The sequence below is a fragment of the Vibrio coralliirubri genome, assembly GCF_024347375.1.
GTDB lineage: Bacteria > Pseudomonadota > Gammaproteobacteria > Enterobacterales > Vibrionaceae > Vibrio > Vibrio coralliirubri.
Genome location: NZ_AP025470.1, coordinates 2,344,759 through 2,360,591, shown reverse-complemented (window position 1 = coordinate 2,360,591; position 15,833 = coordinate 2,344,759). Strand labels below are relative to the sequence as shown.

At 45.2% G+C, this 15,833-nt stretch carries 15 protein-coding genes; 8 read left to right on the top strand and 7 right to left on the bottom strand.

The window, feature by feature from the left end:
- Window positions 1–152: 152 nt before the first annotated feature.
- Window positions 153–1,058 carry a manganese-dependent inorganic pyrophosphatase gene (locus OCV20_RS10710; protein ID WP_017060302.1) on the top strand — a complete coding sequence of 302 codons (906 nt, stop codon included), beginning with the start codon at window positions 153–155 and terminating at the stop codon, window positions 1,056–1,058.
- A gap of 149 nt (window positions 1,059–1,207) precedes the next feature.
- Window positions 1,208–1,597, top strand: a complete 390-nt coding sequence (locus OCV20_RS10705) for a DUF2750 domain-containing protein (RefSeq protein ID WP_004734596.1) — start codon at window positions 1,208–1,210, stop codon at window positions 1,595–1,597.
- 98 nt (window positions 1,598–1,695) lie between these two features.
- On the opposite strand, the gene OCV20_RS10700 is transcribed toward OCV20_RS10705, so the two are convergent.
- The 7 genes from OCV20_RS10700 to pspF all read right to left on the bottom strand — a co-directional run bounded on the left by OCV20_RS10700 (window position 1,696) and on the right by pspF (window position 8,875).
- Window positions 1,696–2,475 (bottom strand): DUF2927 domain-containing protein, encoded by a 780-nt coding sequence (locus tag OCV20_RS10700; protein ID WP_086773702.1) that lies wholly within the window; start codon window positions 2,473–2,475, stop codon window positions 1,696–1,698.
- Between the two features lie 36 nt (window positions 2,476–2,511).
- Window positions 2,512–3,294: a peptide ABC transporter ATP-binding protein gene (locus OCV20_RS10695; RefSeq protein WP_017060304.1), complete on the bottom strand. Its 783-nt coding sequence runs from the start codon at window positions 3,292–3,294 to the stop codon at window positions 2,512–2,514.
- A complete protein-coding gene (locus OCV20_RS10690; protein ID WP_017060305.1) occupies window positions 3,291–4,292 on the bottom strand; it encodes a peptide ABC transporter ATP-binding protein in 1,002 nt (333 codons plus the stop codon). The genes OCV20_RS10695 and OCV20_RS10690 overlap by 4 nt, the downstream gene beginning before the upstream one ends.
- Window positions 4,292–5,179: a putrescine export ABC transporter permease SapC gene (gene sapC, locus OCV20_RS10685; RefSeq protein ID WP_017065331.1), complete on the bottom strand. Its 888-nt coding sequence runs from the start codon at window positions 5,177–5,179 to the stop codon at window positions 4,292–4,294. Before sapC ends, OCV20_RS10690 begins: the two co-directional genes overlap by 1 nt.
- The gene (locus OCV20_RS10680; protein WP_048614483.1) at window positions 5,166–6,128 is read right to left on the bottom strand and encodes an ABC transporter permease; all 963 of its coding nucleotides are present in this window, start codon (window positions 6,126–6,128) and stop codon (window positions 5,166–5,168) included. Before OCV20_RS10680 ends, sapC begins: the two co-directional genes overlap by 14 nt.
- Window positions 6,128–7,750, bottom strand: a complete 1,623-nt coding sequence (gene sapA, locus OCV20_RS10675; RefSeq protein ID WP_086773700.1) for an ABC transporter substrate-binding protein SapA — start codon at window positions 7,748–7,750, stop codon at window positions 6,128–6,130. The genes OCV20_RS10680 and sapA overlap by 1 nt, the downstream gene beginning before the upstream one ends.
- A gap of 102 nt (window positions 7,751–7,852) precedes the next feature.
- Window positions 7,853–8,875: a phage shock protein operon transcriptional activator gene (pspF, locus tag OCV20_RS10670; protein WP_050621873.1), complete on the bottom strand. Its 1,023-nt coding sequence runs from the start codon at window positions 8,873–8,875 to the stop codon at window positions 7,853–7,855.
- 274 nt (window positions 8,876–9,149) lie between these two features.
- Here pspF and pspA point away from each other — a divergent pair, with 274 nt between their 5' ends.
- The 6 genes from pspA to OCV20_RS10640 all read left to right on the top strand — a co-directional run bounded on the left by pspA (window position 9,150) and on the right by OCV20_RS10640 (window position 15,830).
- Complete coding sequence (pspA, locus tag OCV20_RS10665; protein ID WP_010440091.1) at window positions 9,150–9,821, top strand: phage shock protein PspA; 672 nt, start codon at window positions 9,150–9,152, stop codon at window positions 9,819–9,821.
- 14 nt (window positions 9,822–9,835) lie between these two features.
- Window positions 9,836–10,069 carry an envelope stress response membrane protein PspB gene (gene pspB / locus OCV20_RS10660; RefSeq protein WP_004734605.1) on the top strand — a complete coding sequence of 78 codons (234 nt, stop codon included), beginning with the start codon at window positions 9,836–9,838 and terminating at the stop codon, window positions 10,067–10,069.
- Window positions 10,062–10,448 carry an envelope stress response membrane protein PspC gene (gene pspC / locus OCV20_RS10655; RefSeq protein ID WP_029405576.1) on the top strand — a complete coding sequence of 129 codons (387 nt, stop codon included), beginning with the start codon at window positions 10,062–10,064 and terminating at the stop codon, window positions 10,446–10,448. Before pspB ends, pspC begins: the two co-directional genes overlap by 8 nt.
- A 157-nt stretch (window positions 10,449–10,605) precedes the next feature.
- A complete protein-coding gene (locus OCV20_RS10650) occupies window positions 10,606–11,640 on the top strand; it encodes an efflux RND transporter periplasmic adaptor subunit (protein WP_086773699.1) in 1,035 nt (344 codons plus the stop codon).
- 1 nt (window position 11,641) lies between these two features.
- Window positions 11,642–12,727: an efflux RND transporter periplasmic adaptor subunit gene (locus tag OCV20_RS10645; protein ID WP_086773698.1), complete on the top strand. Its 1,086-nt coding sequence runs from the start codon at window positions 11,642–11,644 to the stop codon at window positions 12,725–12,727.
- A complete protein-coding gene (locus OCV20_RS10640) occupies window positions 12,720–15,830 on the top strand; it encodes an efflux RND transporter permease subunit (protein WP_048614475.1) in 3,111 nt (1,036 codons plus the stop codon). Before OCV20_RS10645 ends, OCV20_RS10640 begins: the two co-directional genes overlap by 8 nt.
- Window positions 15,831–15,833: the final 3 nt, after the last annotated feature.

The window sequence follows — 15,833 nt, the reverse complement described above, 5'->3', positions numbered from 1 at the left end:
TAATTATCAATTGCATTTGTTGTTTTTTTATCTATTGTTACTATTGGCTAAACCCACGAAACATGACCAATCTAAAAAAATGAGGTAAAGTATGGCTAATAAAGAGAGGCTCTAAAGGTAGAGTCATAATTGTTAGTGTAATAGGAAGAAACATGATTTTAGTTGTTGGTCACAAAAACCCTGATAGTGACAGTATTTGTAGTGCGTTAGTTGCAACAGAGCTTCTTAAAGCTCGTGGCGAGGAAGCGACACCAATTCGCCAAGGCGAGATCAACCGCGAAACTCAACACATTCTAGAAGTCGCTGGTGCTGAAAAGCCAGAGCTTCGTACTTCTGTTGCTGGTGAGAAAATCTGGCTAGTAGATTACTCAGACCTAGCACAAGCACCAGATGATGTTGCTGATGCAGAGATCGTAGGTATTGTCGATCACCACCGTCTAGGCGACGTGATGACAGTAAACCCAATGGAAGCTTGGATCTGGCCTGTTGGTTGTACAAACACTGTACTTTTCAACATGTTCAAGATTGAAGGTCACGCAATCTCTCAACAAATCGCTAAACTAATGATGTCTGCAATTCTTTCAGACACAGTTGGTTTCGCTTCTCCAACATGTACTCAAAAAGACAAAGACGCCGTTGCTGAGCTTGCTGAAATCGCTGGCGTAACTGACGTTGATGCATTCATCAAAGCGCTTCTAATCGCTAAGACAAACATCGAAGGCCTATCTGCTGCACAGCTAGTAGAAAAAGACCTTAAAGGCTACCCATTCAACGGTCGTGATGTTGTTGTTGGTCAAGTTGAACTTGCGACTCTTGAGCAAGTAGACGGCATGATCGAAGCACTAGAAGCTGATCTTGAAGAGCGTTGTGAGAAAGACGGTCTAGCGTTCGCAGCGGTAATGCTAACAGATATCACTACTGCTCAAACTCGTCTTCTATACAAAGGTGAGTGGGCTGAGAAATTGGTTAAGCACGAGAAAGACGGCGTATTGATGATGGAAAATACACTAAGCCGTAAGAAGCAAGGCTGGCCTTGGCTACAAGGTGAGCTTGTTTAATCAAGTCGCTTAATATTAAACGCCTGCTTATTTAGCAGGCGTTTTTCTTTGAAGTAGACTTTCTTCTTCATCGATAATGTTTGAAGTTAAAAACACTCGGCATAAAATAGCTTTAAGAGCAAAGTTACTGACTAAAGTAGGAAATTAAGATGACTACACAGCTAGACGATAAAAAAATCGCTGAAATCAACAAGTATACGGGCGAGCAACGCCTGAAATACTGTGTGAAAGAAATCGTAGCAAACCGTGAAGTATGGATCTTAACCGATGAACACGGTTGTGTAATGCTGAACACAGAAGATGAAGACTGTGTTCCAGTATGGCCAAACCAAGAGTTCGCAGAATCATGGGCAACGGGTGATTGGTCTGAGTGTAAAGCTGAGTCTATTTCGTTGAACAAATGGCACAGTCGCTGGACGAATGGTCTAGAAGACGACGAACTTGCTGTTGTGGTATTCCCGAACGAGCAAGAAGAAGGCGTTATCTTGTTCCCGGATGAGTTCGATTTCGAATTGAAAAAGCAGGCTGCTAAGCGCTAGTTCTTTCGTAATGCAGTAACATCGTAAGTCAGCGCTGCCTTTCTTAGGTAGCGCTATCATTCAATTATCCCATCTAAATTGCTTCCAACTTATATTCGTCAATACCCAATCAACTGATACAAAGGCGCTTGCTGTGCGGCTTTAGAAGCTTGTTGAAGTACATCTGTTTTACTGTACCTCTTGAGTATCTTTCTAACGATAGGTTTTACTTCAGTTTTTGTCATTCCAGCTTTCAGTTCTGGTTCATACAGCAGTTGCAGTAGCACTACGTCTAAGGGCGATAATAAGTCTTCTGGCGTGTGGTCGTTGAAAATAGAAGGGTAGGCTTTATCTGAATCATTCGGCAGGCCGAGAACCTGTGTGATCTCTTCCACGATACAGGCGACCAGCTTACCTCGCGATCTGGCCTGATCAACGGGAATTACAATCCCAGCGTAAACGATCTCACCTTTAGAATTGGTTCGATAACCTGCCGTACAGATGGCGCTATTTAAATGTTGAGTGGATTTGAGTTTAAGCACCGATTTCGCCTCAGATATCCATTGGCTTTGCCTCGTGTATATCCATTTAACGTTCGCTTCGGACTCTTTATTGACGATTGTTATCGGGTGTTGGGTGACTTCAGATAAGTGTTGGATATGAAGCTCTGTGAGCTCTTTATGCAGTTCCTCATCGCCAACTCGATGATCGATCCAAATCTTGATCGGCTGTTTCCACTTGGCGAGCGGTTTGTTGCCTTGGGAGTATTCGTGTTGAAGCGCGACGTTATAAAAGGCTGTTTCGACGAAGCTTCTATCTAGCCATGTGAGCGGTGTGCTTGTCGCGTTAAAGGATAACAGCACCAACAAGAGGGGAAGCATTGAAGCTGTTCGATACATACTTTTCCCCTCTGCTGAATTTAGCGTGATTAAAGGTTAGTGGTTCGGCGCTTTGGAGAAATGGCTCTCAACTAATCTTTGGGTGATTTGGTGAGTTGGATTGGTCAACACTTGATCTGTTTCCCCACTCTCAACCACATTGCCTTCGTGCATGACAATGATCTTGTCGGTAATGTGCTTCACAATACCGAGGTGTTGAGAGACATAAACGAACGATACGCCCATCTCTTCTTGAAGTTCTAAGAACAGATTGATGATTTGCGAGCGCATTGCCATGTCCAAACCATTCAACGCTTCATCAGCGACAATGATGGATGGCTGAAGTATTAAGGCGCGAGCCAAACAAACCCTTTGTTTCTGGCCCGCAGCAAGCATCTGAGGGTAGAAGTAAGCATGTTCTGGTAGAAGGCCCACGCGCAGTAGTGTGTCTTTCACACGACGCATACGGGCTTCTGGTGGCATGTTGGTGTTTCGCTTTAATGGACCTTCAAGAATTCGACCGATCTGAATGCGCGGGTTAAGCGACGTATTCGGGTCTTGGAAGATCATTCGAATCAGCTTACAACGAGTCGAGTAGTCTTTGTGTTCTAGCTTTTCGCCATTCACGCGGATCTCGCCAGCGGTTGGTTCGACCATGCCTGCGAGCATTCTGGCTAATGTTGATTTGCCAGAACCATTCTGGCCGATAAAACCAATTGTCTGGCCTGCTTCAAGAGAAAAGCTTACTGGTTTCACCGCCTGATGAATCTTTTTACGGAAAAGACCAGAGCGAGTCGTAAAGTCTTTAGACAAATCACTGACTTCTAATAATGCACTCATGATTTCTTTTTCTTCTCCATATTCAGAGGGAAGTGACAGTTAAACTTATGGTTCTTGATACGTTTAGTATGTGGGATCTCGACACACTGCCTTTGTGCGTATGGACAGCGAGGGCCTAATCGACAACCAATAGGAAGATGTTGCAGCGGTGGAATTGACCCCGGCAAAGACTGGAGCTTCTCTTTATGGGGAATCCAATCGTTAAAGTCTGGCATCGCTTTTAGCAGAGCAACGGTATATGGGTGCTTGGGTGCATCCAACAACTTCGGCGTATCAGCAGATTCTACAGATTGACCACAGTACATCACGGTAATGCGGGTTGCCCATTGGGTAATGGTGGTTAAGTCATGGCCGATCAACACGATGGTGGTGTTATTGATCTGGTTCATACGGCTCAACAGACGCAATATTTGAGACTGTGTAATTGGATCTAAATCGTTGGTTGGCTCATCTGCAATCAAGACTTTTGGCTTGGCAGCGATCGCCATTGCGATCATGACTTTTTGACACTCACCATCGGTTAGTTCATAAGAGTAACTGTCCATTAGGCGAGAGTGGTCTTTGATGCCCACTTTGTGCAGTAACGCGATCGCTTGCTTCTTACGCCACTTAAATCGTTGCCACCAACGACCTTCAAACGAATGAGAAGGGATCGCTTCAACGAGCTGGTTGCCTACTTTTTCAGAAGGGTCAAGACACGTCGATGGCTCTTGGAAGATCATCGCGATATCGCGGGCGATCACTCGGCGCCTTTCTTTCGGCGTCAGTTGCAGTAGGTCGATATTACCTAAGCGCATTCGGTCTGCAGAAACCTTCCAGTTTTCTTTACATACTCCGACGATCGCTTTTGCAACCAAGCTCTTACCTGAGCCTGATTCACCTACTAAGCCACGAATTTCCCCTTCATTGAGGGTAATACTCATTCGATCTACCGCTTTAACCATCCCTTGAGGGGTCTCTATCTCGATAGTTAGATGTCGAATATCAAGTAACGGCATTATTCGATTCCTGCATTTAGCGCTTGGCGAACACCTTCACCGACGAGGTTAATCACGATCACTGTAAACATAATTGCTAAGCCGGGTAGGGTTACTGTCCATGGCGCAAGGTAAATCAATTCGACCGAATCACCCAAGATTGAGCCCCATTCGGTACTCGGTGCTTGAGCGCCAAGCCCTAGGAAACCTAAAGCCGTGATATCAAGAATTGCAACTGACAGTGCCAGCGTAACTTCAAGTGCGATCACGGTAAGAATGTTCGGAAGGATTGAGTTCCATAGCAGGTAAAAATCGTTCGCACCATCAAGGCGAGAAGCCAGAATATAGTCTTTTTCTACTTCAGCATGCACGGCAATGTACACCGAGCGTATAAAGCGCGGAATCAGTGCCAAACACAAGGCGAGCAAGATATTGAACTCGCCAAAGCCAAGGAATGCCACGAAGATAATCGCCAGCAGAAGAGATGGAATCGACATAACGGTATCAAGCAGGTGGTTTAACGTACTTGATAGCAATCCACGAGTCATACCAGCAAGTACGCCAATCAGACAACCAATGACGGCTGCGATAAAGGTAATCACCACTGCGGCGCCAAACGTCAGCTGAGAGCCAATGATCAAGCGAGAGAGAATATCTCGGCCTAAGTCATCCGTACCTAGAAAGTATTCAACCGTTCCCGCTGGATCCCAAGAGGGCGGCGTTAATAGGTGGCCGGTTTGTTCTTGTGCATCATGCGGGGCTAGCCACGGTGAAGTGACGGTGACCAGAATGATAAGCACCAAACACCACAAGCCAAACATAGCTAGATTATTGCTGCGGAAGCTGCGCCAGAAACGTTCGAACTGGGTTGGAATCTGTTCTTCTTGGTAGACGTTATTTGTTAGCATACCATTCCTTCCTTACCAGTGGATTGATCATCGCGCCCAGTAGATCGGACATAATGTTGGCGGTCAAAACCAAGGTTGCTACCACAATTACGCCTGCTTGAATTGAAACGTAATCTTGATTCGATAAGGCATCCAACAACCAACGACCAATGCCCGGCCAGTTAAAGATAGACTCGGTAATAATAGCAAGCGTTAACATACTCGATAGTTGAACGCCGACCTTTGGAATAATCGGAGGTATCGCGTTTCTTAGCACGTGCTGCGTGATGATCTCTCTTGTTGAAAGACCTTTAATTCGCGCAGCGCGGATGTAGTTTTGCGTCATTACTTCAGCCACTGAAGCTCTCATCAATCGGATGACCTGAGTCGTTGGCGCCAGTGCTAAAACAAGACAAGGCAACGCCATATGCTCGATAACACTTTGAAGTGCGTGCGCACGGTAGCGACCTTCGGCAAAAAAGGCGTCAATCATCGCGAAGCCAGTCACGTGTTCAATTTCGTAAAGTAGGTCGTATCGGCCACCAACGGGGAACATTTCAAAGTGCAGTGAAAACACCATGATCATCAGCAACGCGACCCAAAATATCGGTGCAGAGTAACCGGCCATTGAGGTGAACGATATGGTGGTATCAACAAACTTACCCTGTCTCATACCAGCAATGGTGCCGAAAGGGATACCGATGATGAGTGCCAACACAAAGGCAAAGAAGCACAGCTCTAGCGTTGCAGGGAACACCACGACTAATTCATCGATGATAGGTACACCGTGTTTACTTAGGCCGAAGTTTAGCGTCGATAATTCAGTGATATAGCTAATCCAACCGGGCCAAAAATCTTGAATTGCCCATGGGGAGGTTTGGTCTAATCGAAGCAGGGAAAAACCCACTAAGGTCAGAATCCCTAGCGTAATAACGAATAAGTTTACACGTCTTAATGTATACCAAAACATTACTGCACCTCTCTTCTGACTTGATCAAAAGGTTGGGCATTGAAAGGACTTGCTTTAAAGCCTGTTAGCGAACGATCGTGCACGCGAAATTGCACGCCATGAGCCAGAGGAATCACAGGAACTTCTTCATTGAGAATGTTTTGGGCTTGTCGGTACAAGTTCACACGGTGCCTTTGTTGATTGATTTCTAATGCTAAGTCGAGAAGGAAATCAAAGTCTGAATTACACCACATCGAGACGTTTAACCCTGCACGCTCAGAGCTGCATGAGAGCAGCGGGCGCAAGAAGTTGTCTGGATCACCGGTATTGCCTATCCAGCCTGTAAGCAACAAGTCTGTTGAGGAAATAGAGGACAACTGTGTGCGGTCAAATCGGTCGTCGGTATAGAGTTTCAACTCAATACCAATATCAGCCAAGTTTGCTTGGATCAGTTCTGCCGTTTTTCTTGGACTTGGATTGTATGCGCGTGGCTCTAGTGGTACCCACATTGAAAGCTCTAACCCAGGCTCTACGCCAGCTTCTTTGAGAAGCGCAACCGCATAGTTTCGGTCGTAGCGAACTTGAACGCTGTCTTTTTGGTGAGCCCAAGAAGTCGGAGGAAGCAAGGTGTAGGCTTTGGTTCCTGTACCGTAATACACAGAATCAAGGATGTTTTGACGATTGATGGCTAAGTTTAGCGCTTTACGAACTCGAGAGTCACGCAGTGCAGGGTGCTCAGTATTCAGCGCAATGAAAGAGACATTAACCGCCGGAGTGGCAGAAATCTTCAACTCTTCATGAGCCTGAATAATAGGAATTTGGCTAGAAATTGGTGAGTTGAGCACATCACATTCACTGCGTAGAAGCTTAGCAAGTGTGCCTGTTCCACGTTGCGAAGTATCGAACACAACTTGGTCCATTTGTACTTGACCCTTCCAGTAGTGCTTGTTCTTTTTCAAGCGCACTAGGTCGTTGATTTGGTATTCATCCAAGTAGAAAGGGCCAGTGCCGACTGGATTGGAATCGATTCGATTTTTCTCATCCGCTGCAATGAGCTTGTTGGCATACTCTTTAGAGTGAATGACTGCATAGCTGGTGGCGATATTGTTGAGAAATGAATTGTCTGGGCGACTTAATTGGAATTTCACTGTTAGGTCGTCAACCGCGGTGATATCGACAATCAGGTTCTTGAAGTCGATTCCGGCAAACCACGGGTATAAGCCGCCGCCCACATAATGAAATGGGTTTGAACTATCAATGACACGTTCAAAGCTAAACACCACATCTTGTGCATTCATGCTACGAGTTGGGGTGAACCAGTCTGTTGTTTGGAACGCAACATTTGGGCGCAGTTTGAACGTGTATTCTGTACCTGATTTATCAACAGACCAACTTGTCGCCAAGTTCTGTTTTGGTCGGTACGTCATCGGATCAAGAGTGAGCAGTGTATCGAAGATTTGAGGACTCAGCGATTCTGCGGTAATGCCACTATCAACCAGCTGTGGGTTGAAGGTACTAGGATTACCTTGGCCGCAATAAATGAAGCCTTTTTCACGGATTTGCTCGTGATTCACACTCTCACCACATCCAGCGAGAAAGCTCAGCGTGCAGATGCTCAGTGATAGTCTTATTAGTGCTTTCATAAAAAGAAATACTTTTCGAAACGAGGCGTTAGAGGAGCCTCAAGATCCGGACAATTTAACATTTTATTTATTCGGCTCCAAATAATAATCAAGTGTGGACAGCTATTTATCGTTAGCTTGTCCGACAATCGCGTACTTCCTCACCATTCCACGTAATTGGTTGTAGGTTAACCCAAGTAATTCTGCGGCTTGTTTCTGGTTATATTTGCTCTGTTTTAGGGCTTGGTTGAGTAGCTTGATGTCTTGTTGTTCTTGCCATGCTTTGTAATCAAGCGGCAAAGAAAACGAGCTCTCTGATGAAGTATGGCTGTTAGATGGCTCATTGCCAGTTTCAGGAGAGGAATCTTGCTCTGTTTTCCATGCGGGCTTAAATGGGTTAAACACCAAATATTCAATAGGATATGGGTCTTTTCCGTGCTGATAGATAGCTCGCTCAATAACGTTTTTGAGCTCTCGTACATTCCCTGGCCAAGAATAATCTAAAAGCGATTCAACGGCAGAAGGGGCAAAGCCAACGAACAACTCCAATTCCAATTCACGACACATCTTAATGGCGTAGTACTCGGCCAGTAGCATGATGTCTTCTTTTCGCTCACGCAAAGGAGGGATAGTAATGACGTCAAACGCCAGTCTATCTAATAGGTCAGCCCTGAATTCGCCCTTTAATGCCATGTCTGGCAAGTCGGCATTGGTTGCACACACCAGTCTTACATTGGCACTTAGCGCCTTTTGACCACCGACACGTTCATATTGCCCGTATTCAATAACGCGCAATAGCTTCTCTTGAACCGCAAGGGGAGTGGTCGCCAGCTCATCCAGAAACAGTGTTCCTCCTTCTGCTCTTTCAAAGCGACCTTGATGACGACCTTTCGAACCCGTAAAGGATCCCGATTCATGACCAAACAGTTCTGAATCAATCAAACCTTCACTGAGGGTTGAGCAGTTCAATGAAATCAAAGGTTGATCCCAGCGTCTTGAAAGGTAATGCAATCTTTGTGCGATCAACTCTTTACCTGTGCCACGTTCGCCAATGATTAGAATGGGTCTTTCTATTGGTGCGAGTTGGGAAACTTTATCTAACACAGAGAGAAAGCTAGGTGATTCACCAATGAGGTTCTGCTGCATAGCGGGTCCTTGTATGAATTAATCGCTGGAGATAGTCATGTAAGAGCCGTAGTGGTGAAAAATACCAATACTTGGCTAAATTCATCATAGCATGGTTCAGGTTAATCACCATTTTATTGTAAGTAACTGATAATAAATGGCTTAAAAGTTGGCACGCTACTTGGATCACTTATGGTAGGTTTAACAACAAACGTAAATTTTTGAGCAAGTGGATCGATAAAGTCGCACAACGATTTGAAACGCATTTGCCATCATTGTAATTAAGGAGTTCCTCATGGGTATTTTTTCTCGCTTTGCAGACATTGTAAATTCAAACATCAGTGCACTATTAGATAAGGCTGAAGATCCTGAAAAGATGATTCGCCTGATTATCCAAGAAATGGAAGATACGCTGGTTGAGGTTCGTACTAACTCAGCAAAAGCAATCGCAGACAAGAAAGAGCTAGCACGTAAAGTTGAAGCTATCGAAACTCAGATTCTAGATTGGCAAAACAAAGCGACACTCGCACTGACTAAGCAACGTGAAGATCTGGCAAGAGCGGCGCTAATAGAAAAGCAAAAACTGGAAGACATCATCAAGAGCCTTCACACCGAGCAAACTTTGGTTCATGAAACCATCGAAAAGCTAACCAGTGAGATCGGCAAGCTTGAAACCAAAATTGCAGAAACTCGCGCAAAGCAACAAGCATTAATGATTCGTAATAATGCAGCGAGCAATCGTCGTGATGTTCAAAAACATCTGCATTCAAGCAAAACCAACGAAGCAATGGCGAAGTTTGAGCAATTCTCGCGTAAAGTGGATGAATTAGAAGCTGAAGCGGACGTTTACGCTAAGACTGGCAACGCAAAATCTTTAGACCAAGAATTTGCCGAGCTACAAGCTCAAGATGAAATAGAAAAAGAGCTAGCGAAACTGAAGCAACAAGTTGAAAACCGCGATAAATAATTTAGGAGTTGTCTATGTCAACATTTCTAATTGCAGGTCCACTGATTGTCTTTTTAATCTTCGTGGCGCCGCTATGGTTATTCTTACATTACCGCAGCAAGAAGAAATCCAGCAATGGTCTTTCTGAAACGGATCTTCAACGTCTGCATAAGCTTTCTGCACAAGCCGAATCTATGCAAGACCGAGTGAAAACGCTAGAAAAAATACTGGATGCGGAGTCGCCTAACTGGAGACGAAACTATGAGTAGAGAACTGTATCGCGACACGATTAACGGCAAATTGTCTGGTGTGTGTGCAGGGTTAGCGAACTACTTTGGCCTTGAAGTGTGGTTGGTTCGCATCTTAGTTATCTCTGCGGCACTGCTTGGTGGTAGCTTTCTGGTGTTATTAGCGTATTTAGCTTTGACATTTATGCTTGAAAAACAACCACCTCACTATGTTGATGAGATGAAAGCCAAGCAAGAGCACACACTCAAACAAAAGCCTTGGGAAAAAGGGCAAACGGCAGAGTCGTTACTGGGCACTTTAGAGGGTGATTTCCAGAAGTTAGAGACCAGTGTCCGCAACATGGAAGCTTATGTGACCTCCGATACTTTCAAAGTCGACCGCGCATTTAAGAACATGTAGCGATAAGTCTAAAAAAGATTCGATAACGGTTTAGGAAAATTTATTCCAAGCCGTTATTTTTTTTAATAATTTTGTCTAAATAAATCTTACGATAACTGGTAAGTTACATGTGATTAATCTATGTTATAAAAATATTTATAGATATGGATGATCACCAATGTATAGAGCCTCCGTTGTCCTATTGACAGCCTTAGCTGGGTTGTCTGGGTGTGGTAAGGAGCTTCCTCCCGTACCTGAACCTGATTCTAGACCCGCCAAACTCTTCACCGTTTCCGTCGGTAGTAATGCCTTTGAACGTAGCTTTCCTGCCACCACTGAAGCGGGTGACAAAGCCGTACTGGCATTTCGTGTTCCAGGGCTACTTCAGACTATCGATGTCACATCTGGTCAAAAGGTGAGTAAAGGTGAAGGGCTTGCAACGCTCAATCCTGACGAATATCAGCTGTTAGAGAAGCAAGCAAGAGCCAATTTTAAGCTTGCTGACGTTCAATACCAACGTTCGATTAAGCTACGTAAAGATCGAGTCGTATCTGAGCAAGATTTCGATCAAGCGAAAGCCAATCACAATTCTGCTAAAGCGATGCTTAATCAAGCCAAAGCAAACCTTCGCTATACCACTCTTGTTGCGCCTTACGATGGAACAATTTCCATTATTCCGGCGGAAAACCATGAATACATTGCGGCTAAACAAGGCGTGATGAATATTCAGACCAATCAAATTCTTAAAGTCGTTTTCTTATTACCCGACCAACTTATTACGCGCTTTTCTTCAGGGTTCGAGACAGATGCAACCATGGTTTTTGATGCATTTCCTGAAAACTCTTATGTTCTAACCTTCCAAGAAGTGGATACCGAAGCCGACCCGAAAACAGGTTCGTACAAGGTTACCATGGTAATGGAAAGACCAATCGATGTGGGTATTTTGCCCGGTATGTCTGGCTCGGTAAATCTCGTTTCATCGTTAGCTGCCGCCACCAAAATTCCAACGTCAGCAATGATGACCGATGGAGATGATGTCTCTGTGTGGCGTGTGAATAGCGACGGCATTGTTGAAAATGTTGCCATTGTCATCGATGAAAAACGTCATATCGTCTCTGGATTGAACGATGGCGATCGCATTGTGACTTCTGGCGTCAATGGTCTTGAATCGGGCATTAAAGTTCGAGAGTGGATCAAGGAAAGGGGGCTATAACATGAAAGCACTTAAAGTGGCCGCTGGCCTGTCGTGTTTAGCCTTACTGACGGCTTGTGAAGATAAGCAAGCTGTAGAAGTGAATAACAAGCCCTTGGTTAAAGCTATCGAGATTTCAGTCATCGATTTTAGCGACAAACTCTATTTCCCCGCGGTAGCAAACGCTGCTGAGAAAGCTCACCTTAGTTTCCGAGTGGCTGGTGAAATCTTCAAGCTAGATGTGAAAGAAGGTGAACGTGTTTCTAAAGGAGACATCATTGCCGAGCTTGACCCAACCGATTATCAATTGGATGTGGACAATGCTCAAGCGCGTTACACGGTAATCAATAGCCAATACCGACGTTCGAGTCCGCTAGTGAAGAAAGGCTTATTGGCTAAGTCGCAATTCGATGAAATTGCCGCTCAACGCCAGATTGCTTATGCCGAGTTGGAACTGGCGAAACTGCGCTTATCGTTCACCATGCTTCGTGCACCTGTTGATGGGATCATTTCTCGTGTCAGTGTCGACCAATATGAAAATATTCAGGTAGGCCAACAAGTAGTGAACATCCACAGTGTCGAAGATGTTGAAGTCGTTATTCAACTGCCTGACCAAATCTACGTCAATCAACCGAGTGAACAACTGCTATCGAACGTTGAGGCTGTGGTTAGAGTGCCGAGTGGCAATGAATACACGGCAGGTATTAAGGAGTTCACAACAGAACCGGATCCAAGTACGGGCACATTTACGGTGACGCTTGCTTTGCCTATGCCTGAGGATGACTTGATTCTGGACGGTATGGCGGTTGAGGTGACTTCAAATGGGCGAGAAATCGGCTTAGAGCTAAAAGTCGGTGTGTTGATTCCAATTGAAGCGGTATTTAATGCCGATGGTGATGATTTAACGCGTCAAAACTCTTATGTATGGGTGCTTAATGACGACAATACCGTTTCGAAACAGCAAGTCGTATTAGGAAAAGCAAATCAGAAAACATTGCAGGTCATGAAAGGACTGGAAATGGGGCAGCATGTCGTTGTTGCAGGCGTATCGCGATTGCGAGATGGGATGACAGTGGAAGTATTGTCTCAGGAGACGAACAATGAGTGAAGTAAATAACAAGCCTCAAAATGACGATCAACAGGGTGATGATCAGATCACAGGTGTTGCTTCTTACTTTATACGTAACAAAGTCATTAGCTGGATGCTATCTCTGATCTTTCTTATTGGTGGTGTTTCTGCGTTCTTCGGTCTGGGTCGTTTAGAAGATCCTGCCTTTACCATCAAAGATGCAATGGTCGTGACTTCATACCCAGGGGCAACGCCTCAGCAGGTGGAAGAAGAAGTTACTTACCCACTAGAGAAAGCGATTCAACAGCTTACCTATGTAGACGAAGTGAACTCTATTTCAAGCCGTGGCCTGTCTCAGGTAACGGTGACGATGAAGAATAACTACGGCCCAGACGATCTTCCGCAAATTTGGGATGAACTTCGCCGAAAAGTGAATGATCTCAAGGTGGAGCTGCCACCCGGGGTCAATGACCCTCAAGTCATCGATGACTTCGGTGACGTTTACGGTATTTTGCTGGCGGTGACGGGGGATGGTTACAGCTATAAAGAGTTGCTCGATTACATTGATTACCTAAGGCGAGAGCTCGAGTTGGTCGATGGAGTCAGTAAAGTCTCCGTTTCCGGCCAACAACAAGAGCAAGTGTTCATTGAGATATCGATGAAACGAATAAGCTCTCTGGGTCTGTCTCCAAGCACAGTATTCAACCTTTTATCGACTCAAAATATTGTATCAAGTGCTGGTGCGGTCAGAATTGGCGACGAATACATTCGAATCCATCCAACGGGTGAGTTCCAGAATGTTGAACAACTTGGTGATTTGATTCTGACAGAAGGTGGCGCTCAAGGGCTTATCTATCTAAAAGATGTGGCGAATGTCACTCGTGGTTATGTTGAAGTTCCAAGTAACATCATTGGCTATAACGGCAAGCTCGCACTTAACCTTGGTGTCTCTTTTGCGCAAGGCGTGAACGTGGTAGCGGTTGGTGAAGCGTTTGACCGAAGACTGGCCGAACTAAAATATCAACAACCCGTCGGTATCGATATCTCCGAGGTTTATAACCAACCCAAAGAGGTAGACAAGTCGGTAAGCGGATTTGTGGTGAGCTTAGGACAAGCGGTTGCTATCGTAATCGTAGTGTTACTGTTCTTCATGGGACTACGCTCGGGATTGTTGATCGGCTTGATATTGTTGTTGACCGTTTTCGGTACCTTCATTTTCATGCAGTACTTCAAGATCGACCTACAACGTATTTCACTGGGCGCGTTGGTTATCGCCTTGGGGATGCTGGTGGATAACGCCATTGTGGTGGTGGAAGGGATATTGATCGGCACGCAGAAGGGGCGAACCCGGATGCAGGCCGCCACCGATATCGTAACCCAAACCAAATGGCCGCTACTTGGTGCGACGGTTATTGCGGTGACTGCGTTTGCTCCAATTGGTTTATCTGAAGACTCAACAGGCGAATACTGTGGCACCTTGTTCACGGTGCTACTGATCTCCTTGATGTTGAGTTGGTTTACTGCCATCTCGCTCACGCCGTTCTTTGCTGACATGTTCTTTAAAGGTCAGAAGGTCGACCCAGATAACGAAGGTAAGGACCCATACAACGGGATGGTTTTTGTTATCTACAAAAACTTCCTTGAGTTCTGTATGAAACGTGCTTGGCTGACCATGTTTGTTCTGATTATTGGTTTAGGCGCGAGTGTGTACGGTTTTGGTTTCGTTAAGCAAGCCTTCTTCCCGTCTTCAACTACACCTATGTTCCAAGTGGATGTGTGGATGCCAGAAGGTACCGATATTCGAGCGACCAATACCAAGCTTAAAGTGCTTGAGAGTTGGTTAGCAGAGCAGGACGAAGTTGAACATATCACGACAACGGCGGGTAAAGGCCTGCAACGTTTCATGCTGACTTACTCACCTGAGAAAAGTTATAGCGCTTACGGCGAGATAACGGTTCGTGTGAAAAGTTATGAAGTGCTTGAAGGGCTAATGAAACGTTTCCGTGAGCATGTGGGTAGCCAGTTCCCTGAGATTGATTACAAGCTGAAACAGATTGAATTAGGTCCTGGTGGCGGTGCGAAAATTGAAGCTCGAATTGTGGGTTCTGATCCAACGGTTTTACGTTCAATCGCTGCTCAAGTGATGGATATCATGCGTGCTGATGAAGGTGCATTTAACGTTCGTCACGATTGGCGTGAAAGAACTAAGGTATTAGAGCCTCAGTTCAATGAAAGCCAAGCGCGTCGTTATGGTATTACCAAATCTGACGTTGATGATTTCCTAGCAATGTCTTTCTCTGGTAAGTCGATTGGTGTGTATCGTGATGGTACAACGTTGATGCCGATTGTGGCTCGTTTACCTGAAGATGAGCGTGTCGATATTCGTAACATCGAAGGCATGAAGATCTGGAGCCCAGCATTAAGTGAATACATCCCACTTCAACAAGTAACGTTGGGTTACGAGCTAGAATGGGAAGATCCACTGATCATCCGTAAGAACCGTAAGCGTATGCTGACGGTAATGGCGGATCCTGATCTATTGGGTGAAGAGACGGCCTCAACTCTACAGAAACGTTTACAACCACAGATTGAAGCGATTGAGATGCCGCCGGGTTACTCATTGGAATGGGGGGGTGAATATGAGTCGTCAGCAGATGCACAGGCGTCACTGTTCACAACCATGCCTCTGGGTTACTTGTTCATGTTCTTAATCACTGTATTCTTGTTTAACTCGGTGAAAGAGCCTCTGATTGTTTGGTTAACGGTGCCACTCGCCTTAATAGGTGTAACGACAGGCTTGTTAGCCTTGAATACACCATTCGGCTTTATGGCATTGTTGGGCTTCTTGAGTCTATCTGGAATGCTTCTGAAGAACGGTATCGTACTGCTTGATCAAATTGAGATTGAGATGAAGTCCGGTAAAGATCCGTATGTAGCGGTTGTTGATGCGGCACTGAGCCGTGTTCGACCGGTATGTATGGCGGCGATCACCACCATTCTAGGTATGATCCCTCTACTACCGGATATATTCTTTAAACCAATGGCAGTAACCATCATGTTTGGTTTGGGCTTTGCGACTGTACTCACGCTAATCGTAGTACCTGTGTTGTATCGTCTATTCCATAAAATTGAAGTGGCTTAACGT